Source organism: Cruoricaptor ignavus (genome assembly GCF_900141665.1).
GTDB lineage: Bacteria > Bacteroidota > Bacteroidia > Flavobacteriales > Weeksellaceae > Cruoricaptor > Cruoricaptor ignavus.
In genome coordinates, this window is the sequence record NZ_FQYI01000005.1 from 155,351 (window position 1) to 178,943 (window position 23,593).

The 23,593-nt window shown below is 46.9% G+C and carries 26 protein-coding genes and 1 pseudogene; 12 read left to right on the forward strand and 15 right to left on the reverse strand.

The features are described from left to right. Window positions 1-54 precede the first annotated feature (54 nt). The gene (locus BUB43_RS06710; protein ID WP_073179501.1) at window positions 55-492 is read left to right on the forward strand and encodes an HD domain-containing protein; all 438 of its coding nucleotides are present in this window, start codon (window positions 55-57) and stop codon (window positions 490-492) included. Between the two features lie 58 nt (window positions 493-550). On the opposite strand, the gene BUB43_RS06715 is transcribed toward BUB43_RS06710, so the two are convergent. The 13 genes from BUB43_RS06715 to BUB43_RS11105 form a co-directional block, all read right to left on the reverse strand. Continuing rightward, window positions 551-817 carry a hypothetical protein gene (locus BUB43_RS06715; protein ID WP_073179503.1) on the reverse strand — a complete coding sequence of 89 codons (267 nt, stop codon included), beginning with the start codon at window positions 815-817 and terminating at the stop codon, window positions 551-553. A 79-nt stretch (window positions 818-896) separates the two neighbouring features. Then, window positions 897-2,585: a signal peptidase I gene (lepB, locus tag BUB43_RS06720; protein WP_073179505.1), complete on the reverse strand. Its 1,689-nt coding sequence runs from the start codon at window positions 2,583-2,585 to the stop codon at window positions 897-899. A gap of 88 nt (window positions 2,586-2,673) precedes the next feature. Beyond that, the gene (gene dapB, locus BUB43_RS06725) at window positions 2,674-3,378 is read right to left on the reverse strand and encodes a 4-hydroxy-tetrahydrodipicolinate reductase (RefSeq protein WP_073179507.1); all 705 of its coding nucleotides are present in this window, start codon (window positions 3,376-3,378) and stop codon (window positions 2,674-2,676) included. 9 nt (window positions 3,379-3,387) lie between these two features. Further along, complete coding sequence (locus BUB43_RS06730) at window positions 3,388-3,969, reverse strand: DUF5683 domain-containing protein (RefSeq protein WP_395858372.1); 582 nt, start codon at window positions 3,967-3,969, stop codon at window positions 3,388-3,390. A 32-nt stretch (window positions 3,970-4,001) separates the two neighbouring features. Then, window positions 4,002-4,886, reverse strand: a complete 885-nt coding sequence (locus tag BUB43_RS06735; protein ID WP_083541186.1) for a ParB/RepB/Spo0J family partition protein — start codon at window positions 4,884-4,886, stop codon at window positions 4,002-4,004. Then, window positions 4,883-5,674 carry a ParA family protein gene (locus tag BUB43_RS06740; RefSeq protein ID WP_073179511.1) on the reverse strand — a complete coding sequence of 264 codons (792 nt, stop codon included), beginning with the start codon at window positions 5,672-5,674 and terminating at the stop codon, window positions 4,883-4,885. Before BUB43_RS06740 ends, BUB43_RS06735 begins: the two co-directional genes overlap by 4 nt. 166 nt (window positions 5,675-5,840) lie before the next feature. Then, window positions 5,841-6,638: a SpoIIAA family protein gene (locus BUB43_RS06745; RefSeq protein WP_073179512.1), complete on the reverse strand. Its 798-nt coding sequence runs from the start codon at window positions 6,636-6,638 to the stop codon at window positions 5,841-5,843. 147 nt (window positions 6,639-6,785) lie between these two features. Then, window positions 6,786-8,072 (reverse strand): adenylosuccinate synthase, encoded by a 1,287-nt coding sequence (locus tag BUB43_RS06750; RefSeq protein ID WP_073179514.1) that lies wholly within the window; start codon window positions 8,070-8,072, stop codon window positions 6,786-6,788. A gap of 21 nt (window positions 8,073-8,093) precedes the next feature. Then, window positions 8,094-9,458, reverse strand: coding sequence for a peptidylprolyl isomerase (locus BUB43_RS06755; protein ID WP_143154059.1), 1,365 nt, complete (start codon window positions 9,456-9,458; stop codon window positions 8,094-8,096). Between the two features lie 73 nt (window positions 9,459-9,531). Continuing rightward, window positions 9,532-10,458 (reverse strand): PfkB family carbohydrate kinase, encoded by a 927-nt coding sequence (locus tag BUB43_RS06760; protein WP_073179518.1) that lies wholly within the window; start codon window positions 10,456-10,458, stop codon window positions 9,532-9,534. A gap of 19 nt (window positions 10,459-10,477) precedes the next feature. Continuing rightward, a complete protein-coding gene (gene gldD / locus BUB43_RS06765) occupies window positions 10,478-11,032 on the reverse strand; it encodes a gliding motility lipoprotein GldD (protein ID WP_073179519.1) in 555 nt (184 codons plus the stop codon). Window positions 11,033-11,060: 28 nt separating this feature from the next. Beyond that, entirely contained in the window at window positions 11,061-12,080 is a 1,020-nt protein-coding gene (mutY, locus tag BUB43_RS06770) for an A/G-specific adenine glycosylase (protein ID WP_073179521.1), read from the reverse strand. A 25-nt stretch (window positions 12,081-12,105) separates the two neighbouring features. After that, complete coding sequence (locus tag BUB43_RS11105) at window positions 12,106-12,291, reverse strand: hypothetical protein (protein ID WP_143154056.1); 186 nt, start codon at window positions 12,289-12,291, stop codon at window positions 12,106-12,108. A 493-nt stretch (window positions 12,292-12,784) separates the two neighbouring features. Here BUB43_RS11105 and BUB43_RS06775 point away from each other — a divergent pair, with 493 nt between their 5' ends. From BUB43_RS06775 to BUB43_RS06810, 7 genes are all read left to right on the forward strand, one after another. Continuing rightward, window positions 12,785-13,261 carry a hypothetical protein gene (locus BUB43_RS06775; protein WP_073179523.1) on the forward strand — a complete coding sequence of 159 codons (477 nt, stop codon included), beginning with the start codon at window positions 12,785-12,787 and terminating at the stop codon, window positions 13,259-13,261. Window positions 13,262-13,353: 92 nt separating this feature from the next. Next, complete coding sequence (locus BUB43_RS06780) at window positions 13,354-13,812, forward strand: hypothetical protein (RefSeq protein ID WP_073179525.1); 459 nt, start codon at window positions 13,354-13,356, stop codon at window positions 13,810-13,812. 30 nt (window positions 13,813-13,842) lie between these two features. Then, entirely contained in the window at window positions 13,843-15,279 is a 1,437-nt protein-coding gene (locus BUB43_RS06785; protein WP_073179527.1) for a TolC family protein, read from the forward strand. A gap of 3 nt (window positions 15,280-15,282) precedes the next feature. Continuing rightward, on the forward strand, window positions 15,283-16,284 hold the full coding sequence (locus BUB43_RS06790) for an HlyD family secretion protein (RefSeq protein ID WP_073179529.1): 1,002 nt from the start codon (window positions 15,283-15,285) through the stop codon (window positions 16,282-16,284). A gap of 12 nt (window positions 16,285-16,296) precedes the next feature. Next, window positions 16,297-17,463 carry an ABC transporter permease gene (locus BUB43_RS06795; RefSeq protein WP_073179531.1) on the forward strand — a complete coding sequence of 389 codons (1,167 nt, stop codon included), beginning with the start codon at window positions 16,297-16,299 and terminating at the stop codon, window positions 17,461-17,463. Continuing rightward, window positions 17,447-18,616, forward strand: coding sequence for an ABC transporter permease (locus tag BUB43_RS06800; RefSeq protein ID WP_073179533.1), 1,170 nt, complete (start codon window positions 17,447-17,449; stop codon window positions 18,614-18,616). The genes BUB43_RS06795 and BUB43_RS06800 overlap by 17 nt, the downstream gene beginning before the upstream one ends. 574 nt (window positions 18,617-19,190) lie before the next feature. Beyond that, window positions 19,191-20,501: a DUF2268 domain-containing putative Zn-dependent protease gene (locus BUB43_RS06810; protein WP_185113765.1), complete on the forward strand. Its 1,311-nt coding sequence runs from the start codon at window positions 19,191-19,193 to the stop codon at window positions 20,499-20,501. 121 nt (window positions 20,502-20,622) lie between these two features. Here the strand turns inward: BUB43_RS06810 and BUB43_RS06815 are convergent, their stop codons facing one another. After that, window positions 20,623-20,802: a hypothetical protein gene (locus tag BUB43_RS06815; RefSeq protein WP_073179537.1), complete on the reverse strand. Its 180-nt coding sequence runs from the start codon at window positions 20,800-20,802 to the stop codon at window positions 20,623-20,625. Between the two features lie 238 nt (window positions 20,803-21,040). Here BUB43_RS06815 and BUB43_RS06820 point away from each other — a divergent pair, with 238 nt between their 5' ends. Both BUB43_RS06820 and BUB43_RS06825 read left to right on the forward strand, forming a co-directional pair. Continuing rightward, on the forward strand, window positions 21,041-21,583 hold the full coding sequence (locus BUB43_RS06820) for a Crp/Fnr family transcriptional regulator (protein WP_073179539.1): 543 nt from the start codon (window positions 21,041-21,043) through the stop codon (window positions 21,581-21,583). Window positions 21,584-21,668: 85 nt separating this feature from the next. Beyond that, window positions 21,669-22,562 carry an N-acyl homoserine lactonase family protein gene (locus tag BUB43_RS06825; RefSeq protein ID WP_073179541.1) on the forward strand — a complete coding sequence of 298 codons (894 nt, stop codon included), beginning with the start codon at window positions 21,669-21,671 and terminating at the stop codon, window positions 22,560-22,562. A gap of 128 nt (window positions 22,563-22,690) precedes the next feature. Here BUB43_RS06825 and BUB43_RS06830 read toward each other — a convergent pair whose 3' ends face one another. After that, complete coding sequence (locus BUB43_RS06830; RefSeq protein WP_073179543.1) at window positions 22,691-22,870, reverse strand: hypothetical protein; 180 nt, start codon at window positions 22,868-22,870, stop codon at window positions 22,691-22,693. Between the two features lie 253 nt (window positions 22,871-23,123). On the opposite strand from BUB43_RS06830, the gene BUB43_RS11265 reads away from it, so the two are divergent. Both BUB43_RS11265 and BUB43_RS06840 read left to right on the forward strand, forming a co-directional pair. Further along, a complete protein-coding gene (locus tag BUB43_RS11265) occupies window positions 23,124-23,294 on the forward strand; it encodes a hypothetical protein (RefSeq protein ID WP_159430233.1) in 171 nt (56 codons plus the stop codon). A gap of 84 nt (window positions 23,295-23,378) precedes the next feature. Further along, a pseudogene (locus BUB43_RS06840) lies at window positions 23,379-23,593 on the forward strand (IS982 family transposase); the annotation flags it as partial.

A 23,593-nucleotide genomic window follows, 5' to 3' on the forward strand; every position in this document is an offset into this window, starting at 1 on the left:
TGTTAACATTAGTAAAATCTTGAAAGGCTAAATTTGTCCCCTATTTTTTCCCTGATGACTAAAGAGGAACTGTTGTTTAAAGCCATAAACATTGCCACCGAGGCACACCGCGGGCAAACGGATAAGTACGGCGCGCCATATATTGGCCATGTGATGCGAGTGGTAAACTATTGCCGGACGCTGGATGAGAAAATCATCGGTGCGCTGCACGATGTAGTGGAAGACGCTCCTGACTGGACTTTTGAACGACTGACTGCCGAAGGCTTCGGCGCCTATGTTTACGAACTGGATTGCCTCACCAAGCGAGAGGGTGAAGATTATGATACTTTTCTTTCCCGAACTCTACAGTCAGAACTTGCTGTACGGGTAAAACTCTGTGACCTTCAGGATAATATGGATTTGCGGCGGGTAAACCGGGCTTTAGCAGAAAAAGACCTGAAGCGTATGAACAAATACCTGAAAGCCTACCGATACCTTACGGAAAAATACTGATATAGATTGAAAAAAAGAAGCTCCTGATGGAGCTTCCTGCATTTTAAAGATGGGCTACTTATCTTGATACCCCCGTGTTGTCTACCGGCTGCGCAGGCGCGGCTACTGTAGAGTCATTAGTTATACCGCCGGAATTGGTAGCATTCACATCCACGCCTTCAGTCTGGCGGTCATTCCCGCTAGCATCCAGGTTTGAATTTACATCCGTAGCTTCATTTGGCAGCGGCGCAGTTTCGCTGATTTCTGAAGCGCTCTGGTTTTCAGCCGGTTTGTTGCAAGAAGCAGCTACCGATACTAAGGCGATTGCAAAGATCAATTTTTTCATAACAGATGATTTGTGTTTAAAAACTTTCGCAAATATACGCATAAACTCAATAGTTTACTAAATGAAAAAAATTCTGCTACTAATCTTCTTTCTTTTTTCTCTTAAACAGTTTTACAAAATATTCCCAGCCGAAGAACAGGATAAGAATAATCGCCGCAATCCACCAATACGAAGTTTTCTGGGCTTCACCAGTGTTGGTCGCCTTGAACATCCTGTCCCACCGGATGCGTTTTCCAGCAGGCTGATAGGTGGAATTAGCATCTGCGAAAAGGCCTTCCACGCTCATCCAGGTGAACATCGGCTTGCCCACGATGTGTGTTTCCGGAACGAAGCCGAAAAAGCGTGCATCCAGCGAAGCATCGCGGTTATCGCCAATCATCATATAATATTCCTGCTGAATTTTGTACTGGTTCGTAGGCTTTCCGTTGATGTAGAACTGTCCGTTTTTCGTTTCAAGTTTATTGCCTTCAAACTGCGTGATGATGCGCCTGTAAGTCTCGATGTTTTCCGGCGTTAAAGTAATCGTCTCGCCTTTCTTCGGAACTTTCAGCGGGCCATACCAATCAGGGTTCCACGGCTTTCCGAAAGGGAAGATACTGTTCGTGCTGTCAATTTTTTTGGAAAACATTGCCCTGCCAAATTCATCGCCCACAAGTTCACCGTGGCGCTTTATCGGGAAATATGAAATTACGCCTTCACCTTGTGGCGCCAGCTCTTCCTGCATTGAAAGCACTTCTGGCAAAGCTTTGATGTCCTTGGCAATTTCATCCGTCAAGCCCTGAAATCTGTAGATGAAGCCCTTCTCAGTCTGCCCTTCCTGTAAAGGCAAAAAACCGTAGGCCTGGTAAAGCGCCGCAATATCCAGCTGCTCGGAAGTTTCCACGAAATAAGCGTGCTGCACCTGTGCATCCGCCAGCCTTCGTTCAGGTTTTCCGTTGATGTACATTCTGCCAGCACGCATTTCAAAAGTATCGCCGCCTACTGCCACGCAACGCTTTACATAAGGGTCCTTCCGGTCAATAGCCGTATGCACGGAATCTTCGGGATAATTGAAAACCACGATGTCGTTCCGCTTTACTTTCTCCCAGCCTGGAAAGCGGAAGTACGGCAGCTTCACCGCTTCCACATAAGATTTCGGGTCGTCTTTCGGGTTGCCCTTCTGCCCTGTATCCATTATCGTTCCCTGCAAAAATGGGATGGATAGCGGGCGCATCGGCAAACGCAAACCGTAGTTCATTTTATTCACGAAAAGAAAATCGCCCACCAGCATTGTGCGCTCCATAGAACCTGTGGGGATGCCGAAAGGCTGCGCTATGAAATGGTGGATAATGGTGGCAAAAACGATGGCAAAAGTAAGGCTGCCAACCAGCGTGTCCTTCTTTTTTTCCTTCGGTTCGTCGGTTGTATTGGCGTAGAAATATTCCGTTTCGTCTTCCAGTTCGGTATCTTTTCCGTAGTTTACAACTGCCATATAAATGAACGGAAGTAAGGCTGTAAGTACCTGATGCTGAATAAGTTGCTTGCCAAATTTCTTCATCAGCAAAATGTGGAACACCGTCATCATAATAGGCCCTACGATGGGAAGGTAGGCTAAAGCCACCCACCATTTCGGATTTTCAGTTTCCTTCAAGATGATGAAATAATTGTAAAACGGGACGAACGCAACCAGCGGATTGTAGCCCATTTTTTTGAAAAGTTTCCAAGTGGAAATGCCCATCAATAACGATAAAATCAGGACATAAACGGTATAGGTAAGAAAGTAATTCATTGCGTTGGCTTTAGGCGATAAGCTTTAAGTAGCTTTTTGCTTATTGCAAATGGTTTTTAATTTTTTAATATTTATTTCTCAAAATCTCTCAATCAATTCCCAGCACATCCTTCATCCCAAAAACACCGCTTTTGCCGTGCAGCCATTCCGCTGCGATTACGGCGCCCAGCGCAAAACCCTTTCTGCTGTAGGCGGTGTGCTTCAGCTCGATTTCATCCACTTCAGAGCGGTAGAAAACGGAATGCGTTCCCGGCACTTCGTCTTCGCGCAAAGCAAAGATGCCCAGCGCATTATCCTTGGTCTGGCCTAATTGCCAGCCGTCAAATTTCGGATTATTTTCAATAATGCCTTCCGCAATTGTAATCGCCGTGCCAGAAGGTGCATCCTTTTTATGGATATGATGGATTTCCTCAAGCTGCGGCCTGTATTCATCGAAATTGCGCATCAGTGCGGCAAGTTTTTTATTGACCTCAAAAAAGATGTTTACGCCCAGACTGAAATTCGATGCGTAAAGAAAAGCGGTGCCGTTTTCAATCGCCAAATCATCCATTTCCTTTTTCCGGAAAAGCCAGCCTGTAGTTCCGGAAACCGTGGGTATTTTAGATTTCAGGCAAACGGAAATATTTTCCGGCGCAGCATCCGGATGCGTGAATTCTATCGCCACATCTGCAATCTTCAGGCTTTCTGCAGTAGGCGTCTCGTTCAGCTTTGCCACGACGCTGTGCCCTCTTTCCACGGCAATTTCCTCTATTGCCCTGCCCATTTTTCCGTAGCCTACCAGTGCTATTTTCATTGGCTAAATTTAAAATTTATAGTTTAAACTAAGCCCGGCAGCTGTAGTTTTTATTGATGTCTCGTTGAAAAAAAATGCCGGTTTCAGAGCAAGGTCCGGGTCGTGCCTCTGCTCGTAGAGGTGGGCATCCACCACGGCATCCACGATGTTCAGAATGTAAATGATGCCGCTGATCCCGATGGCATAATCGCGGTTGCGCTTCTGCCGGTCCTGGGTTCTGCCGAGGGTGTCCGCCGTCACGCCTTTTATATCCGAGAACTCGTGCTTCTGCCCGTTCAGCTCTGCAATGAATGCGTTGCGGTAGCGGTGATACTGGTGATCGTTCCAGAGCGCGATGCCCACTCCGGCACCCACTGCGCCCCACACTACCGGTATTTTCCAATATTTTTTGTTGTAAAACTGTCCCAGCCCCGGGAGTACCGCCGAGTAAAGCCCCGCGCGGGTGGGATTCAGCCGCAGCGGCCCGGTGTTCGCATTCGCCCTCAGAATTTCCTCTTCAGCCTGCTCCGTTTTTTTTAATGCCTGCAGCGAGTCTGCCGGGCGGTAGTCCACCCGGATGCTGTCATTCGGGCGCACCTGCGAGTAAGCGATACCCGAAAAAAATATCAAAAAAATCAGAAGCCTCACCGGATGTGTGATAGTATTTTTTGAAGTTCATCCTCATCTTTAAACTCAAGGACGATGGTACCCTTCTTCCCGTTTTTGCTTCGGATTTCTGCCTTCACTTCCAAAATATCTCCCAGGTTCTTTTCTGCCCTGCGGAAGCTGTGCGGCAGTTCCAACTGCTTTTTCGGGCTGTAGCCTGCCGGGTTCTTCATCTGCGATGCCGCCCTCTCTGCCTGGCGAACATTGAGTTTTTCGCTAATGATTTTTTGGAACAGTTGCCGCTGCATCGCCTCGCCTTCCAGACTGAGGATTGCTCTGCCGTGGCCGGCAGAAATCTCGCCGCTGCGGATCGCATTCTGGATCTCCGGGCTCAGCTTCAGCAGGCGGATGGAGTTGGTAATTGTGGAGCGCTCCTTCCCCACTCTGCCGCTAAGGCTATCCTGCGTCATCCCGATTTCATCCAGCAGCCGCTGGTAGGTAAGCGCGATTTCTATCGGATCCAGGTCCTCACGCTGGATGTTTTCCACAAGTGCCATTTCCAGCAACTCGCGGTCGTTCACCAGACGGATGTAGGCAGGTATCGTTTTCAGCCCAGCAATTTTCGATGCGCGGAACCTCCGCTCGCCGGAAATAATTTCAAAACGGTCGCCATCTTTCCGAAGGGTGATGGGCTGAATCACGCCCAGGCTTCTGATGGACTGAGCCAAATCGTTCAGCGCCTTCTCATCGAAGTAAGTCCTTGGCTGCGAAGCATTTGGGTAAATATCTTCCAGCGCCACCTCCATAATATTCCCCACTAGCTCATCCGCGCCCTCATCTGTGGCAGCGTTTATGGAAAATTTGGATTCCGAGCTGAGGATGGCACCCAGCCCCCGGCCCATTGCTCTTTTCTTATCTTTCAAACGGTCTGTCTTTTCGGTTTAAAATTTTTATCCTGATTTTTCAGCAGTACTTCCTCTGCCAGCTGTATGTACTGTACGGCGCCCTTGCTCTCAGCATCGTACATCAGGATGCTTTCCCCAAAACTCGGAGCCTCGCTCAGGCGCACATTCCGGCTGATAATAGTCTCGAAAACCATCTCCGGAAAATGGGAATTCACCTCCTCTACCACCTGATTGGAGAGGCGCAGGCGGCTGTCGAACATTGTGAGCAGCAGCCCCTCGATGTCTAGCTCCGGGTTGTGGATTTTCTGGACATTTTTAATGGTGTTAAGAAGTTTGCCGAGACCTTCCAATGCAAAATATTCGCATTGGATCGGGATAATGACGGAGTCCGCGGCAGTGAGGGCATTTACCGTGATCAAGCCTAAACTTGGAGCGCAGTCTATAATGATAAAATCATATTCGTCGCGCACCTTGTCCAGGGCTTCCCGCATCATATACTCGCGGTTTTCCCTGTCCACCAGCTCTATTTCCGCCGCCACCAAGTCGATGTGAGACGGGATGATGTCCACATTCGGGGAGGTGGTTTTCAGGATGCATTCCTTAGCGGGTACGCTGTGCTCCAGCAGGTTGTAGGTAGAGTGGCTCACTTCCTCCACGCCAAGGCCGGAGGTTGCATTCGCCTGCGGGTCGGCATCTATGAGCAGTATGCTCTTCTCCAGCACGCCCAGCGCCGCAGCAAGGTTTACCGCCGTGGTTGTTTTACCCACGCCGCCCTTTTGGTTTGCCACACCGATGATCTTCGCCATAGAAATTTTTAAACTTCAAAAATAAGATTTTTTTAATGATGATGAGCTCCCGAAGTACCGCTCTTTAAAATAATCAGATGGTTCCCAGTCTTTTACAGGATAAAAAACTTATCCACAAAAAAACCGGACAGCCGCAGCCATCCGGTTTCATCAATAATTTAAAACCTTAATCTTTGTGCCTGAATCTGTCGAAAAGAGCCTTTGTAATCACCGCGCCCAGTGTGTAATAGGCTACAGTCATTAGTCTTTTCTTCCTTGTGGAAGCTACCGGCTCGTCATCCAGCCCGATATATTTTGGGAGCGATACTGCTGCAAGACCCCCGAGGATGCCGGAGAAAATCCCAAGCTTGCCCGTAGCGGTAGCCGCGTAGTACAATGAGTTGGAAACCACATCGCCAACGAGCGCAGCTGTATAGAGTTCGTTCTCGTTCAAGTTTATTCCAGCCCCGTCGAGGATTCTATCAAGTCCTTCTTCCGCTACTTCGTTAATGGCAGGTACATTCTCGGCATTTTTGCGGAGGCTCTCGTGGAGGATGTTCAGCGCAAACGCACCGCCCAGCCCGGCAGCAATAGCCGCAACGCGCGCCGGTTTGGTTTCATCAATTCCGGTGGATGCCCATTTTTTCGCGGCTTTAAAATCTTTTTTCTCAAAAACGCGGAATTCCCCGATTGGGAGCATATTAAACATCTGGGTTGCCTTATCCACAAAGATATCGTCCGTCACGATGGCACAGCGGTTCCAACGGGAAAGATTACTGATGCCAAGCAGCAGATCCTGAACCCACGCACCTTTGGAAAAATTGAGGACATGCGTATCCAGTTTCAGGAGATAGTTCAGTTCGTGAGTTCTATTCACCACTTTTTCTACATGGTCAAAAACTCTGTCAAAATCTTTAGCGGTTACTTTGCCCTTAGCTTCGAATGCTGCCACATTTTTCGGCGCACATCTGATTACCTTAATCATAATAAACTTTTTTTGATAACAGAGATGCACAAATCGTTCCGCAAAGGCTTTTTAAAATATAAATATTTGTTAAAAAAAACCTTATGCAGCAGGCAAAATCCATCAGGCTATACGCTGCCTAAAGCCTTCTGCTTAAAATATCCTGCCTCAGAAAAGATCCTTCCTGATGATATTCTGGCTGCGCTCCGGCCCTACGGAAACAAGGTATACGCTGATCCCAAGATAATCTTCGATGAACTCAATGTACTGCTTGGCATTTTCGGGAAGTTCCTCGTAGCTCCGTGCTTTGCTGATATCTTCCGTCCAGCCCTCAAGCTCCTGATAGACAGGGGTATAGTTATAAAGTTTTGTTGTAGAGGATGTGAAGTAGTCTATCATCTTGCCGTCTTCCGTCTTGTAGTGGGTCACTGCCTTGATCGGCGAAATACCCGTGAGCACATCTATTTTGGTAATCACAAGATGGTTGATGCCGTTTATCATACAGGCGTGCTTCAGCGCCACCAGATCCAGCCAGCCGGTTCTGCGCGGCCTCCCGGTAGTTGCCCCGAACTCGTTGCCTGTCTTACGGATTTTCTCGCCCAGTTCATCGTGCAGTTCGGAGGGGAATGGGCCATTGCCCACCCTGGTGGTATAGGCTTTAGAAACGCCGATAAGATTCTGTAGGGCAGTCGGCGGAACTCCGGCTCCCGCGCAAACTCCCCCTGTGGAAGGAGAGGAAGAAGTGACGAACGGGTAAGTCCCGAAATCAATATCCAGCATCAGAGCCTGAGCGCCTTCGAAGAGGACATTCTTGCCACTGCGGATTGCCTCGTTCAGCTCCACCTCGGTATCTACGATCCGGTGCTTCAGTTTTTCACCGATCTCGGCAAACTGGGTGTAAATTTCTTCAGTATCCAGGGTATCCCGCTCGAAATATTTCTCGAATACCGAGTTTTTTACCCTCAGGTTTTTCTCAATTTTTTCTCTCAGGATTTCAGGATTCAAAAGATCCACCATACGGATGCCCACCCTCGCAATCTTATCCTCATAGCAAGGGCCTATGCCTTTTTTCGTGGTACCTATCTCTGTGCCTCCCTTTTCCTCCTCGCGGTATCTGTCCAGTAGAATATGGTACGGCATAATGACATGCGCGCGTTTGGAGATGAAAATGTGGTCCGTACTAATGCCGCGGCTTTCCAGCTGCTCTATTTCGTTGAGGAAAGACAGCGGGTTTACCACCACCCCGTTGGCGATGATGCACTTGCCCCTGCACTGCAGCACTCCGGAGGGCAGCAGGTGTAGCACAAATTTCTCGTCCCCCACATACACCGTATGGCCGGCATTATCGCCTCCCTGAAACCTCACTACATAGTCAGACTTTGCTGAGAGCACATCTGTTATTTTTCCTTTCCCCTCATCCCCGTACTGAAGGCCTACCACCACATATGTTGACATAGCTTTACCCGGAATTTGCAGTTAATTTGATAATGAATGTGTACGAAGATCGCTGCGGAATCCGCAATCGCTGTAGCGCTTGTCTATGGAGATGAAGACATCAGGCAGGCGGCCGTTCACCCACCTCTCCACGATTTCGTTTTTCTTCTTATTCAGAGCCATATTTTTAATGCGCTCATAGTCGGTCTTCAGGTCTAGTCGGTGCGCGGGGATTTCAGCATTCAGCATCATTATGTTTACTGTTTTGCGGTCGTTCTCTGTATCCTCGAAAACCTCGGTCATATCCCCTGGCTTAAGGCCTGCCAACTGATAGGACACCAGGGACGGCAGGGTGTCGCGCTCTATTTTATCGCTGCCGTCGTGGCCCGTTACCACCCCTCCGTTAAACTTCGTGCCCTTATCATCGGAAAACTTGAAGGCAGCTTCCTTGAAGGTCATTTTCCCTTCCTTAATCAGGGTGCGGATGCTGTCCAGCTTCTTCGTAGCCGCCGCCAGCTCCGCTGCGTTCGGCTCGGCTTTCAGCAGGATATGGCGGGCGTCGTACAGTTTGCCGCTCTTTTTCACCAGCTGTATCAGGTGGTAGCCGTATTCCGTCTCTACAGGTTCGGAAATTTCGCCCTCCTGAAGGTTCAGCGCGGCAGCTTCAAAAGGCTTTACCATCCTCCCTCTCGGCACCCTGGTATAGAGCCCGCCGCCCGATGCCGAGCCCGGATCCTCGGAATAAATCCTCGCCATAGATTCAAAGCTGGCACCGCCGTTTATCTCATCCTTTATTTTGTTTAGCCTGTCAATAAGTTCCTGCTTGTGCGCATCGGTAAGCTCCGGGTACATAAAGATGTGTGAGACGCCTATTTCGTCCTTCGCCATAGGGAGATTCAGGGCATAGGTATTGTAAAAATCCTGAACCTCGTTGGGCGTTACATCGGTTTTTTCTGTAATCCTTTCTATTTTTCTCTGGCCGTAGTAGTTGTCCGTATCTATTTTTTCGATGGTATTTTTCATCTCATACGCCGTGCGGAATTTGTAGGCGTTCAGCATCGTTTTCTCATCCGGGAACTGGGCAAGTATCTGCTGGTACTTCTGCTCCGCCATCTGCTGGAGGGTCTCCGTCCGCTTCTCAATCAGCGTATCGCGCTTCGCCTCGTAGATCAGCAGTTTGTTGTTAATCATATTTTCCAGGAACTCGCACTGCCCCGGCACCTGCCCGCCCTGCTGCCTGGCATAATGCATCTGCTCCTGTATGTCGGATTCCAGCACAATCTCGTCGCCGATTACCGCAGCAATGCCGTCTACGAGCATACCGGGCTGCAGCTGTGCATTCAGTGGGGAAAATACTGCCGCCAGGAGGCAGATAAAGATGGTTTTTATGTAAAGTCTGCTACTCATCATGAATGTTCGGTTTTGCAAAAATAATACAATCCTCGCTAAGGCTAAGCTAAGCCTGAGCGTTTTTAGTTTTTTAAAGGTAAAAGTCTGATTCGAAGCCCGTAAGTTCCTTAAACTGGGCTATCCTCGCCTTCAGGTCTTCGGCGGAGATTTCCGCGATGCGCTCCGTCCCGAATTTCTCCACCGTGAAGGACGCCATCGCAGATGCGGCGATGAGTGCCGTTTTCATATTTGCGAAACTAAGATCCCCGGTGCTCGCCAGGTGGGCTGCAAAGCCTGCCGCGAAGGTATCGCCGGCGCCCGTAGGGTCGTATACCTCGGCTATCGGCAGTGCCGGCACCGCGAATATTTTATCCTCGCTGAAGAGCAGCGCGCCGTGCTCGCCTTTTTTGATGATCACGAAATGCGGCCCCATCGCGTGGATTTTCTTGGCGGCATTTACCAGGGAGTACTCTCCGGTCAGCTGGCGGGCCTCCTCATCGTTAATGCTGATGACATCCGTGCGCGCGATCATCTGCTGCAGGGTGTCCATCGCCGTATCCATCCAGAAATTCATAGTATCCAGGATTACCAGCCTCGGGCGGGTGCTCATCTGGTCGAGGACGGAAAGCTGCACAGCGGGGTCGAGGTTTCCGAGGAGAAGGATCTCGGCATCGCGGTAGGCATCGGGTACTTTCGGCTGGAAATCCGCCAGAACATTCACCTCGGTAGCCAGCGTATCCCGGGAGTTGAGGTCATCGTAATACTTCCCGCTCCAGAAGAAGGACTTCCCCTCTGGTTTTACCTCAATACCGTCGGTATTGATGCCGCGGTTTTTAAACAGGTCCAGATATTCCTGCGGGAAATCCCCGCCCACCACGGACACCACCGCCGCATCCACTTTTAAAACTGATACCGCAAGGGCAATGTAGCTTGCCGCCCCGCCGAGGATCCTGTCCGTTTTCCCGAAGGGAGTTTCTATCGCATCGAAGGCTACCGAGCCTACTACCAAAAGTTTCATTTTTTTTACTTTTTGTTTATTATTTCCACTCAAAAGTATCGAGCATATGTTTTAAATCTTTCCTGATGTACTCCACCGCTGGCGCGAGGGAATCCGGTTTCGGCCGGGTATTGAAATAGAGGCTCGCCGTTACGAAATGCCGCGCGCTGTCCGTGGCATACAGCTGGATGTTCGAGGCGGTCTGCCCCTTTAGCTCATAGAAATTCCCGAAGACTTTTTTTTCCGGATAGGCGAAGGATTTGGTCTCTATCGCGGAGGCCTTCACCGTATGGCCGTACACCATCTTCTCTGCCTCGGCTATGTGCAGCTGCAGATCATCCCGCACCGGGAAGTAGGTCACGAACACCCTGGCCTTCATCGTAGGATACTGTATGTAATACCAGCAGGGCTGCTTGCCGGGCACCACGCGCGCGTAGTCCGAATACTGAAAACTGAAACCGCAGGGAGAGCGGAACTCCTGATATGCCGCCGCCGGATACTCCAGGCGGAGCTCCCCCGAGGGCTTTGGCAAGGGCGCCTTGCCGCACGAAAACAAAGAAACCAGAAAGCCGGTGAGCAACATCTGCCTAAACATTTTGCAAAAATAAGCAAAAGCACCCAAGTCAGCCACTGAAAATTTCACCTATGAATCTCTGCAGCGGCTGCGGGAAGGATTTCCTTGCGGAACCTTCTAAATCTGTGATGAGGAAGCCGCCCTGCGCTGCGTAGCGCCGGAAAAGATGCTCATCAGGGATTTTGTAATGATTAATCGTAATGCGGAGGCTGCGGTGGGTAAGCTGATGATTGATAAGGAAAGAAGATTCTGAATATTTCTGGAAACTCTCCGGTACCTCCGCCGGAAATTCATAAAGATTTTTCCAGATAAAGTCCGTGCCGCGCCGCCTGATGAGGAACGATCCCCGCCACTCCACGAAGGCATAGCCGAGCGCGAGCTCTGTCTTCCTCACTTTTTTTGTCTTTTTTGGGTAAAGCTCGGCAGTTCCGGTACCTGCCGCGGCGCAGCCCTCCTCCAGCGGGCACTCCCTGCACAGCGGCTTGCGTGGGCGGCATATCCCCGAGCCCAGATCCATCACCGCCTGATTAAAATCCCCCGCCAGCCCCGGCGGCATCAGCATTTTGGCAAGCTCCGAGAAGTAGCCGTGAGCGGCACTCCTGGAAACATCGAAATCATCAGCAAAAAACCTTGAAAGCACCCGGTAGAAATTCCCATCCACCGCGGGGATATCTTCACCGAAGGCGATGCTGGCAATTGCCGCCGCGGTGTATCTTCCCACCCCTTTCAGCTTCAGGATCTCATTAAAATTATCGGGGAAATTCCCTCCGAAATCATTCACAAGCTGCTTCGCCGCAGTGTGCAGATTCATCGCGCGGGAGTAGTAGCCGAGCCCCTTCCAGCTAAGCAATACCTCGTCTGTATCGGCATTTGCCAAAGACTCCGCGGTCGGGAATTTTTCTATGAAATTAAGGTAGTGCTGCCTGCCCTGTTCCACTCGGGTCTGCTGCAGGATAATCTCCGATATCCAGATTTTATAAGGATCGTCCGTGCTGCGCCAGGGCAAATCGCGGGCATTTTCCGCATACCATTGCAGGAGGCGGCAGCCTGCCTCAAGATTGAAATTCACAGCGGCAAATTTACCGTTAATATTTTTAGCCGCTCATTAGGATTACAAGCGGCCTTTGCATCAGGCGGCATCTCGAAGCTTCGGGCGTGGCTAATGGCACCCTAGGTAGCATCCCGTGAAGTTTTCCGCGGTGGTCTTCTGCGGGCGGTGGTATTGCAGGCTGGCGGCGATGAGAAGCCAGGTGCCTTCTTCTAGTATGGGTAGGTGCCATTCCAAGGGCTGTGCGGATGAGGACGCGGAAATTTCCCCGCTGATTTTTGCTTGCCCTTCGACAGGCTCAGGGTGACACTCAGCTATAGGCTTTAGGCTATAGGCAGTAAGCGGCTGGCTGATGGCGGTTTGCCCTTCGACAGGCTCAGGGTGACACTCAGCTATAGGCTTTAGGCAGTAAGCGGCTGGCTGCTGGCGGTTAGCTCTTGGCTCTCGTGTCTTGGTTCTTGGCTCTTGTGTCTTGTCTCTTTTTCCTTGACTCTTTTACAAAGAAATTTTAAAATTTGCGGGGTTAGGCTTATATTTGAGGAATAATTTTTTGAGGAAGAAAACCTAATTCCCGAATGATCAATCAGTATCAAGCTAAGTATTACGCTTAGGAGGTTATGATTAAGAGATTAGAAAAGAATATGTCTTCAAGCATATACAGGTGAACATTCCTTACCGATGGGTAGTGCAGATTATTTTAAGTTAACTTTACAAAAACATTCTTTATGAATTATTCAGAAAACTTAAAAAAGAAAATCGACGAATTGAACCTGAGCAAAGAGAACATTCTCTACCTGCCGATAGCACGGGTGCACCTGCGCAGAATTGTAGACGGCAGCAAGACAGTAGAGTTTCGTGATCTCACGGACTATTACCTTAAAAAAATCAACAATTACAAAAATCTTCAATACGATTCAACCAAGCCTATAACGCACATTTTGTTTCAGGGTGGCTACAACGCCGACTCTCCGAGGGTGCTGGCTGAGCTGAAGTATACCGGGGCGAAATTTAACGCCAATAAAGACTTGCCCGATGAGTTCATTATTTATTCAAAAGGGCGAGAAGTGATTGCGATGAGCCTCGAAGAAGGCGAGGCCAACTACCCGAACATATTCAGAGAAGCCGAGATTGAAGGCTTCGAGAACGGCGACGAATACCTGGCGCTGCAGCTTGGCAGAGTGGTATACACCGAAGGCATTTAGCCAAAAAGATCAGGCAAAAGTCGCTTAGGGAAAGTTTTTTTAAGCCTTTATATATTTTCAAAAATTAATTTCAGCACATTACATATTCCCTGATGAACGAGCAAAACCAGCAAATCCACAGCGCTGTAATCTGGGCTTGGCTTCGTGTGCCGATGCTTGCGGTAGCGTTGCTGTTTCTCGGTTTTGTTGGGGGATTTTTCTATTCCCTTTCAATTGATGATGCAGGGATGCAAGGCTGGGGAATGATCGGAAGCCTCTATTACGCCGCGGTCTATTTTCTGTATTTCGTGGTTTTCAGCATTTTATCTACCACCATATTTTTTAATTTTAATGAAAAAGTTCGGGGCAATCCGCTGCTGAGCGTTCTCAGTTTCTTTCTGTTCCCTGCGCTGGTTTGGCTGTACAATATTGGCAGCTCGCTGCTTACCAATTACTACCGCAATGCTATTTTCGAAACCTATATTCCGCTTGGGATTTACAGTGGGGCACTTGTAATCAGCTACATTATTTTCCGCAGGCAATTACGAAGAATCAGGAATTCCGTAATTTAGCGGACAATTTTTTTTAAGCAGTTTTGCTCAATGTTTAAGCGTACACTTATTTCCTTACCGCTCATCCTTTCCGCGCAGGTTTTCTTCGCGCAGGATTTCACGCTGGCGCAGGTCATCAGCAGGGCAAAGGAAAACAGCACCACCGTAGCCATCGCGCGCCAGTCGCTGGAGACGCGCCAGCAGCTCTACAATTCCTCAAAAAATAACTATCTGCCGAAGGTGAGCCTGGCAGGCACTTATAACCATTTCGGAGAAAAGGCAAGGCTGAACCTGGAGGAGTACCGGAACGATGTGCTCACCAAGGTGCCGCAAAACTTCACCACCCACGCCAATGAGCTGAATACCGCGCTCTTCGGCCACCCGCTGCCGCAGGGCATCCAGAATCATATTTACGGCATATCACAGAAGATCCTTGGAGACATCTACCCGGACAATAACCCCGAGGTCGGGAAGAAGGATTATTTCTTCGCAGGCGTGCTCGTACGCCAGCCGATTTACCTCGGCGGAAAGCTGCGCGCCTCCCAGGAGCTCTCCCGCCAGCAGCTGGAATCCGGGAGAATCAACTTGGAAAACAGCGAAGACCTCGCCGCCTACACTGCCACGCTGCAGTACATCCAGATAATGTATTTCAACTCCATGATTGCCGTGCAGCAAAGGCTGCTGGAATCCCACAGGAAGAATGTGGAGTATGCCAACGGGCTCTCCCGCGCGGAAGTGATCCCCCCCTACCTGACCGACTGGGCGCAGATAGTGGAGAAGCAGGCAGAAACCTCGCTGCAGGGATATCAGCTGGAGAAGGAGAATTTGGAAAACAGCCTCGGCACTTTAATAAACGATACTGCAGAAGCGCGGGCACCGGTAGAAGCTGAGCTTCCCGAAACGCTCCCGGACTTTCGGCCGGCAGCAGATAGCGGGCAGTCCAGCGCCGATGTGCGCCTATTGGAAAGCAAGCGCGAGGAGGCAAGAACGCTGGAGCGCGTAACGGGGGCAATATCCAAACCCAATGTGTTTGCCCTGGGCAATGTTCAGTTCATCCGCGAGGGGCTGCCGATCATCCTGCCGCCGTGGTCGGTGGGCATTGCGGTAGAGTGGACGGTTTTCGACAATGAAAAAAAATCCAGAAACTTAGCCGCCAAATCTTTAACCGAAGAGACCGACCTGCTGGTGCGCCAGAAACAGGAGACGGTGGATACCGCCCTGCGCAACGCCGTAAATACGCTGCAGTCCCTAAGGACGCAGACGCAGACATTGGATGCGGCACGCAAGCAGGCGGAAACCACCACCAGGATGGTACGGCTGAGGATGGAGAACGGCCTCTCCTCCGTAAAGGATGTGGATGATGCGCTGAGGCTTCAGCTGGAGTCGGAGAAGCTTTATAACCTCAGCGTAGCAGCCTACCACACGGCACTTGCCACTTATTTCTATCTTCAGGGAAATCCTGAGCAGATCACCCAATATATTCCATAAACTATGAAAAAATTCCTAAGAAATTACTGGGCGGTGTTCATCCCGCTGATCATACTCGCGGTAGCTGTGATATTTTTAATCCGGAACAAGCGCGAGACCGCGGAAGCCAGCGTAATAAAAATCACCGGTATGGTGGAAGGCGAGTTTGTAGACATCTCCTCCTCCCTGCCGGGCAGAATTGAGCATCTCACAGTAAATGTGGGCGATTCTGTAAAGGCGGGGCAGATAGTGGCGCAGATGGAGACGGACAAGCTGGCTACCATGCGGGCGCAGGCGCAGAGCGCAGTAGTAATAGCGCAAAGCAGGCAAAGCAAGGTGGACCGCGGCGCGGAGCCGGAAGCCATAGCGGCGGCGAGAAATCTACAGTCCATAGCGGAGGACCAGGTGGAGCTGATGAACAAAACTTACGAGCGCTTCCAAAAACTTTATGAGGAAGGCGCGATCTCCGGGCAGGAAAGAGACCTGGTATACTTCCGCTACAAAGCCGCTCAGAAGGAATACGAAACCGCGAAGCTGAACCGGGAAAGACTGGAGAGGGGCAGCACGGCGGAAAGAAGAGAAATGTCCGACGCGCTTGCCGACCAGGCACGCAACAGCGAGAAGCTCATCCGCCAGCTGGAGGAAGACGCGGAGATAAAGTCCCCGGTAAGCGGTACCATAAACACGCTGGTATCCAAACAAGGCGAGATGGTGAACGCCGGATACCCGATGATGACGGTGCTCATCAACGATTCTTACTTCATAAATTTCAACATCCGGCAGGATATGATGCAGAACTTCCAACTTGGGAAGAAGGTAAAACTGTACATCCCGGGAGCCAACCCGGAGAGAACCGAGGGCATAGTTACGGAGCTCGCGCCCGCGCTGGGCTATGCCAATTATATCCCAAGAAACCAAGCCGGGCAGATAGAGATGCGTACCTTCCAGATCAAGGTAAAACCCGTAAAGACAGGCAAGAACAGCGGCATCCGTGCCGGGATGACGGCAGAGCTGATAACGGAATAAGAGAGGCAGAGAATGCAGAGAGTAAATGCCATAATAATCCGCGAGTGGAAAAGGATTTTCTCAATACCGTATTTCTATATGGTGCTGCTGGTGATCCCGCCCATCGTATTCGTTTTCTACGGACTTATATATAAAAATGAATTTGTAAGGAACCTGCCAATTGCGGTGTGGGATGAAGACCACTCCAGCATCACGAGGACGCTTACCGATATGCTCGCCGCTAGCGACAATATCAATATAGCCTATACGGCATCCAGCGAGGAAGAGATTTCTGAGCTGATGCGCCGCAGCGATATCTTCGGTGCGATACACTTCCCGAAGGACCTGGAGGCGGATGCCAAGAAAAACAAGCCGGCTACCATCACGCTCTTTACCAACAGCTCGCTGATCGTGCCCTCCAATATGGTGTACAAGGACGCTGCGCCCATCATCATCCAGGGCTCCCTGGCGGCTGTGCTGCAGCGGGCGGAGAAGGGGGGGCTGCCCGCCTCACAGGCTAAGGCGCTGGTACAGCCTATTAAGCTGAACATATCCAACCTGTATAACCCGGAGCTGAATTATAAGGAATACCTGGTACCCGGGCTGGTAACGGTGGGGCTTCAGATGGCACTGCTGGTGGCAGGGGTGCTTGCCCTGAATATGGAGGAAAATCGGAAAACCCTCGGCGAGTTGCTGAGCATATCCAGCTCCTCATCCGAGATTATCGTGGGGAAAACGCTGGCGCATATTACAGTGTCCTGGATTAATTTCGGGCTTATTTTCTATGTAATCTTCCCGCTGTTCGGGCTGGCACATCCTGGGAATCTCTCGATTTTTATTGCCTACAACCTGCTGGTGCTTGCCAGCTTGGGATTAAGTTTTGCGGTTTCCGCCATTGTAAAAAACCTGCTCACCGCGGTGGAGGTGGCGCTGTTCTATGCTGCGCCTGCCTTTGTATTCAGCGGCTACACCTTCCCGAGAAGTGCGATGCCTTGGTACGACCAGTATTATGCCCTGGCGATGCCGTATTCTCATTTCTTGGATGCTTTCATTAAGCTGTATTATATGCATCTGCCGGTTGATTATGTGACGAAGCATCTTGTCTCGCTGCTGATTTTCGGTGGGGTGGGCTTCCCGATAGCAATCGTGGTATACCAGATGCGTATTAACAAAACTTTAAGGAATGCGGCACATAGTTGAGATATTTCTTAATGAGATCCGGCTGGTATCGTCGCAGAGGAGTCTATTCCTCACGCTACTCGTGGCGCCCATCCTATATGCGTTTCTGTACGGCAGTATTTACATTAATAAAGATCAGCCGCCGGTGAAGATCGCCGTGGTGGATGAGGACCATACCAACATCAGCCGCCAGTTTGTAAACGAGGTGCATAGCAGCACCAAGGTGGAATCCCACATCTACCCCACTGTTGCGGTCGCAAGGGAAGCTATGTACCGCGGCGATGTACAGGGCTACATCGAGATCGCGCCGGGCATGGAGGAAAAACTGCTGAGCCAGCGCCAGGCCAATGTTTCTATGTACATCAATACTTCGCAGTTCCTGCCTACCGGGGCCCTGATGTCTTCCCTGAACGAGATCGCGATGACGGTGGGCGGAGGCGTGCGCAAGGCTTATTTTGAAAAGCAGGGCGAGGGCTCCGAAGCCGCGATGCAGCTTACAAACCCTATTAAGTTTGACTACCGCCCGCTCTATAATACGGACAGGAACTACGGCAGCTTTATCATCCCCGGGCTGCTCGCCATTATCCTGCAGCAAACCTTGCTGATTGCTGTATGCGCAGCGATGAGTTTCGAGAAGCAATCGGGCAGTCTTGCGTCGATGCTCAGGAAGTATTCTTTTTCCGATATACTGACGGGCAAGAGTATTTTTTATCTGATATCTTCCTCGGTGCTTGCCTTCTTCATCGTCGCGGTGAATTTTACCATACTGGATGCAAGTTTCCGTGGCAGCTACCGTGACGGGTATATTATCACGCTGCTGTTCCTCTGCTCCGTGATTACGCTCGGCATGCTGCTGGGAACCTTTTTCCCAAATCCGCTGATGACCTACCAGGTGATGGGCTTCAGCTCCTACCCTATCTTCCTGATTTCCGGCTATTCACTTCCGCTGCAAGCACTGCCACAGGGCATACAAGATCTTGCCGCCTGCCTGCCGACTACCCCTTTCCTCAAGGCTTATGGCTCCATTGTGCAGACAGGTGCGCGGCTTTCCGACCATACGGAGCAGGTGGTGCATATCCTGATCCTGTGGGTGTTTTATGCCTTCCTGCTGCAGCTGAGGTTCATTTATCTGAGGAGAAGGGACCTCAAGGCTAAAACAAATATCCGCAGCTAAGCCTCCATCTCCATAATAACCCCTGTAAGCCATTGATTTACAGGGGTTTTTATTTTCAGGTGCTAATATAGGTGCTAAAGAAGTTTCTTTTAATAGTGGACTTTCAATGACAGATGTTATATTTAATAAAAGTATTAGTAATCTTTCACATATTGAAATAGTTTTTGAAAATCAAAAAAAATTATTTATCAACAATGTTCTGCTTCATCTAACTGTTATGAAAATCCAAGAAACATTTTCAATCCAGCAAACTACGATGAAGAAAAGGAAACTTATAGTATCACACCTGAAGATTACCAAAACGGCAACAGATTGTAATGGAAACTGTTATTAAATAATACTTCTGCTAACAGTGTATTGGCAAAAGACGGGGTGAATATTGTCTTTGAGAATTCAGTCAGCAATATTCGCAAAAATACTTTTCATATTTCTTTTTTCAGTAATTTAGAAATCTGAAAAAGCATTTTGCTTAGGTTAGGTTTTCCTTTGAAAATGTCTGCAAAGTAGCCGTCCTTCGCAAATACTTTTTCCGTTATGTGCAAGCATACCAAAAAATAACGCTAAAACTAAATCTATGACAAAAACCTTCAAAATAATTTTTCTTTCAATCATTATAGGTTTTACAATTCAAACCAGAGCCCAGAATGTCTTTTCTTCGGATGTCGATAATTTTTGGAAAGCGTATGATAAGATTACAAAAACAAAAGATTCAATTTTACAAAAAAAACTACTTGAAGATTTATATTTCTCAAAAGGAACAGAAGGTTTAAAAGCAATTAGAAAAGCCAGAAATTATACAAGCCAGGATTATATCAATGCGATTAATAATTATCCAAAGTTTTGGAATTCTGTTAGAAAAAATACACTAAAATCAAAAAGATATCAAAGAGATTTGAATTTAGGAATTGAAAAACTTCGTAAAATATATCCTGAATTAAAACCAGCAAAAATCTATTTTACCATTGGTGCTTTACGAACAAATGGTACTTATTCCCACAACCTTGTTTTAATTGGAAGTGAAATTGCTATGACTGATAAAAAAACAATTACGGACGAATTTCCTGAAAGTATTAGAAATGCCAGACGCAAATTTTTCGATAGCGAACCGATAAAAGATTTAGTGTTATTGAATATTCACGAATATGTTCACACACAACAAAAACCTTTTGTAGACAATATACTTTCGTTTGTAATTACGGAAGGTGTTGCAGAATTTATTTCTACCAAAGCAATGAATCTTCCTTCCGCATCACCAGCAATTAATTATGGAAAAACCAATTCAGATAAAGTTAGAAACAAATTTGAAGAAGAAATGTTCAATATGAATAATCTGTATAAATGGTTATGGGGAGATTCTCCAAATGATTTTGGCGTAAGAGATTTAGGTTATTATATTGGTTACCAAATGTGCGAAAATTTCTATAATCAGGCTGAAGATAAAAACGAAGCAATAAAGAAGATGATAGAATTGGATTATTCAAATGAAGATGAAGTAGAAGACTTTGTGAAAAAATCAAACTTTTTTTCTAAATCACTTGACGATTTGTATAATGATTATGAAAACAAAAGACCAACTGTAATCGGAATTAAGCAGTTCAAAAATAAAAGTAATAATGTTGACCCCAAAATAAACGAAATAACAGTTGAATTTTCTGAACCATTAAATGGCTATAATACAGGAATTGATTTCGGAGATTTAGGACAAAATGCTTTTCCAAAAAATGATGTAAAAAAACGATATTGGTCAAAAGATAAAAAGTTTTGGACAATTTCTGTAACTTTAGAACCGAAGAAAAAATATCAACTATTAATTACCAATAATTTCAGAACTGATAAAAATATTCCACTAAAACAATATTTAATCGAATTTGAAACTAGAGAATAAATATGCCTGCCATAATAACTAAGCTTTCGTTTTGTCTGCAAGACAAGAAATGAAAGCCCGTTGAACGGAAGCTCCGGTGGCTTTTCAGCAGTATGATGGTCCTCTTATGGGGATGTCGTTTTTAGAGCGCCAAGGCTGCAGCGTGACGGGAATAACTGTCGAAGGTACGCCTGCTTCTGCCCAGGATGGAGATATTTCTTTCGAAGCGTTGCGGAAGTTCGGCAAAACCGTTAACTTCGCTCGAGGCACGGTTCAGGAGTTTGTTGGTCCATAAATCCTCCGGAGATTTTTTTGTAGCCATTTTATATGTTTTTAAAAGGTTAATAAAAACAAAGTTACTAAAACGGCGAATGGGAAAAGCTACCGGAAGTTTAGTTCAACATGGGTTTTGCGTAATGGGGGCTGACGTGCTTAATTGAACGTCAGTTCTTTTTATTTACCTTTGTGCAAGGTTGAAAGGTAGTGCTTCTAATGCCCCCACTACGCAAAGCCCGAAACCGTTAGCGGCAACCATAAACTAACCGACATCTAAGAAAGAAATGGAAGAACTGACAGCTAAAGAAATTGAAGAGTTCACAAAGAATTTTGACAGCAGAACAATAAAAAATAAAACCAATCTTCTAACTGCGGGAAAAGTTGCCAAAGAAGTTTACTTCATTAAAAGTGGCTGCATCAGACTTTTCTATGAAAAAGATGGAGAAGATATTTCAGCTTACTTTTTTACAGAGAAAATGTTTGCAGGAGCTTATGACAGTTTTATTTCTCAAAAGCCAAGCAAACATAGCATTGAAACCATTGAAGATTGCGAAGTTCTGGCAATCAACTATAACGACTTTCAACAGACATTAAAAAGCAATCCTCAATTAAATGAGTTGGTAAGAAAAATATTAGAAGAACGATTTGTTGCGTTACACGACTTATTCACTTCCCAAATTCTCGACAGCCCTGAAGAACGCTACATTAAACTTCAAAAAGAAAGACCTGATTTGATAAACCGAATACCACAACATCAAATTGCCACCTATCTCGGCATTACTCCTGTTTCATTAAGTCGTATCAGAAACAGAATAGTAAAAAAGTAACTTCTTCGCTTCTTATCTTTTGTTATCGTTTTGACCTTCTGACGGCATCTACCTTTGTTTCATCAAATAACTAATTTTTAAAAAGATGGAACATTTACAAGGCATACTGCCAACCTTCAACAACGTCACAACTACTGTTAAACTAAAAGGTAAAGACGTTAAAATTCACGGACTTTGCACAGGAAGTGTAGCGGTAAAGACAAATTTCAAAAAGAAAAAAGGATTTGGCGAACTTGCCAAACTGAACATTCTTTTAGATAAAAATTACACCGATTATTTGCCCATTTGGGTTTGGGTTATTGAGCACCCTGACGGACTTATTGTTATTGACACAGGAGAAAATGCACAGGTAACTGACTTGGACAAATACCTAAAAAGTGAAAGTTGGTTTTTGCGTTTCCAATTCAAAAACGCTGCTAAATTTCAAATACTGGAAAATCAGGAATTGAACCATCAATTTGAAAACATTAATTTAAATATTGATGATGTTAGACTAGTTGTATTGACACATCTACACTTAGACCATACTGACGGTCTTAAATTTTTCCCAAACCAAGAAATCATAGTTGGAGAAATAGAGTATAAACGTGCAGACAGTAATATGCCAAGCACTTATCCAAATTGGTTTAAGCCCAATAAAGTAAACTATAAATACAACAAAATCGAAATCTTCAATCAGGCATACCCTATTACGCAAGGTGAAGATTTATTATATATACCTACTCCGGGTCATACTATCGGACATAGTTCGATATTATTTAAAACAGACCATTTTGACATCATCTTTTCAGGTGACACTTCATACACACAAGAGCAAGTACTAATAAATGAATTGGCAGGGGTTAATGCTGACTATAAATTAACTGCGAAGACCTATAAAAACATTCTTGATTACAGCAGACTAAGGAAAACTATTTATTTGCCGACACATGACGAAAACGCAGGTCGAAGACTTGTAAGCAACACTTTCCTGTCTTGACGAGAAGAATGGCAGCCGCTAATAACTAAGCTTTCGTTTTGTCTGCAAGACAAGAAATGAAAGCCCGTTGAACGGAGGCTCCGGTAGCTTTTCAGTAGTATGATGGTCCTCTTATGGGGATGTCGTTTTTAGAGCGCCAAGGCTGCATCGTGACGGGAATAATTTTCGAAGGTACGCCTGCGTCTGCCCAGGATGGAGATATTTCTTTCGAATCGTTGCGGAAGTTCGGCAAAACCGTTAACTTCGCTCGAGGCACGGTTCAGGAATTTGTTTGTCCTTAAATCCTCCGGAGATTTTTTTGTAGCCATTTGATGAGTTTTTAAAAGGTTAATAAAAACAAAGTTACTAAAACAGCGAATGGGAAAAACTACCGGAGGTTTAGTTCAACAAGGGTTTTGCGGCAGCGGGCCTGAGGCCGCCTAATCGCATTTCCTCCTAATATTAATTTTTGTTATATTTCGAGTTTTGTGGGCGTGATTTCCCGCTACCGCAAAGCCCCAATCCGTTATATGCTATGCTATCAGAACCGTGTATATCAAAAGAAAAATAAAAATACGGGGAATGATTAACTTTCACATTCCCAATGCAAAATTGATTCTTTTTTCCAGCCGCTTTTTTTGCCAACGCTCATCAGCACATTTGCAAAAAGCCAAAGTTATTTCCAACGTTTATTTTGCAAAAGAGCTCATCTCTCCAGAGCTTTTAGTAGATTTGTCAAAACCCCAAAATTAATAATAACCCGTAGTGCATTATAAAATAGGTTGCTCAAGTGACTAAAAATTAGTATATTGTATTGACTACCAATCAAATACAATTATGAGCAACCTTGAGGCAAGTTACAACTTAATTTTAAATAATTTAAGAGACATTTCCGAAACTGAAGATTTTTATTTTAAACCTATAAAACCAAAACTATCTGATATAGAGTTGATTGGTTTGATTATTTTGGCTGAATTTAAGTCCATTGATTCTGAACATCAACTTTTTAGAGAAATAAAAGGTTTTGAAATTGAACCAAAAATTGAAAGAAG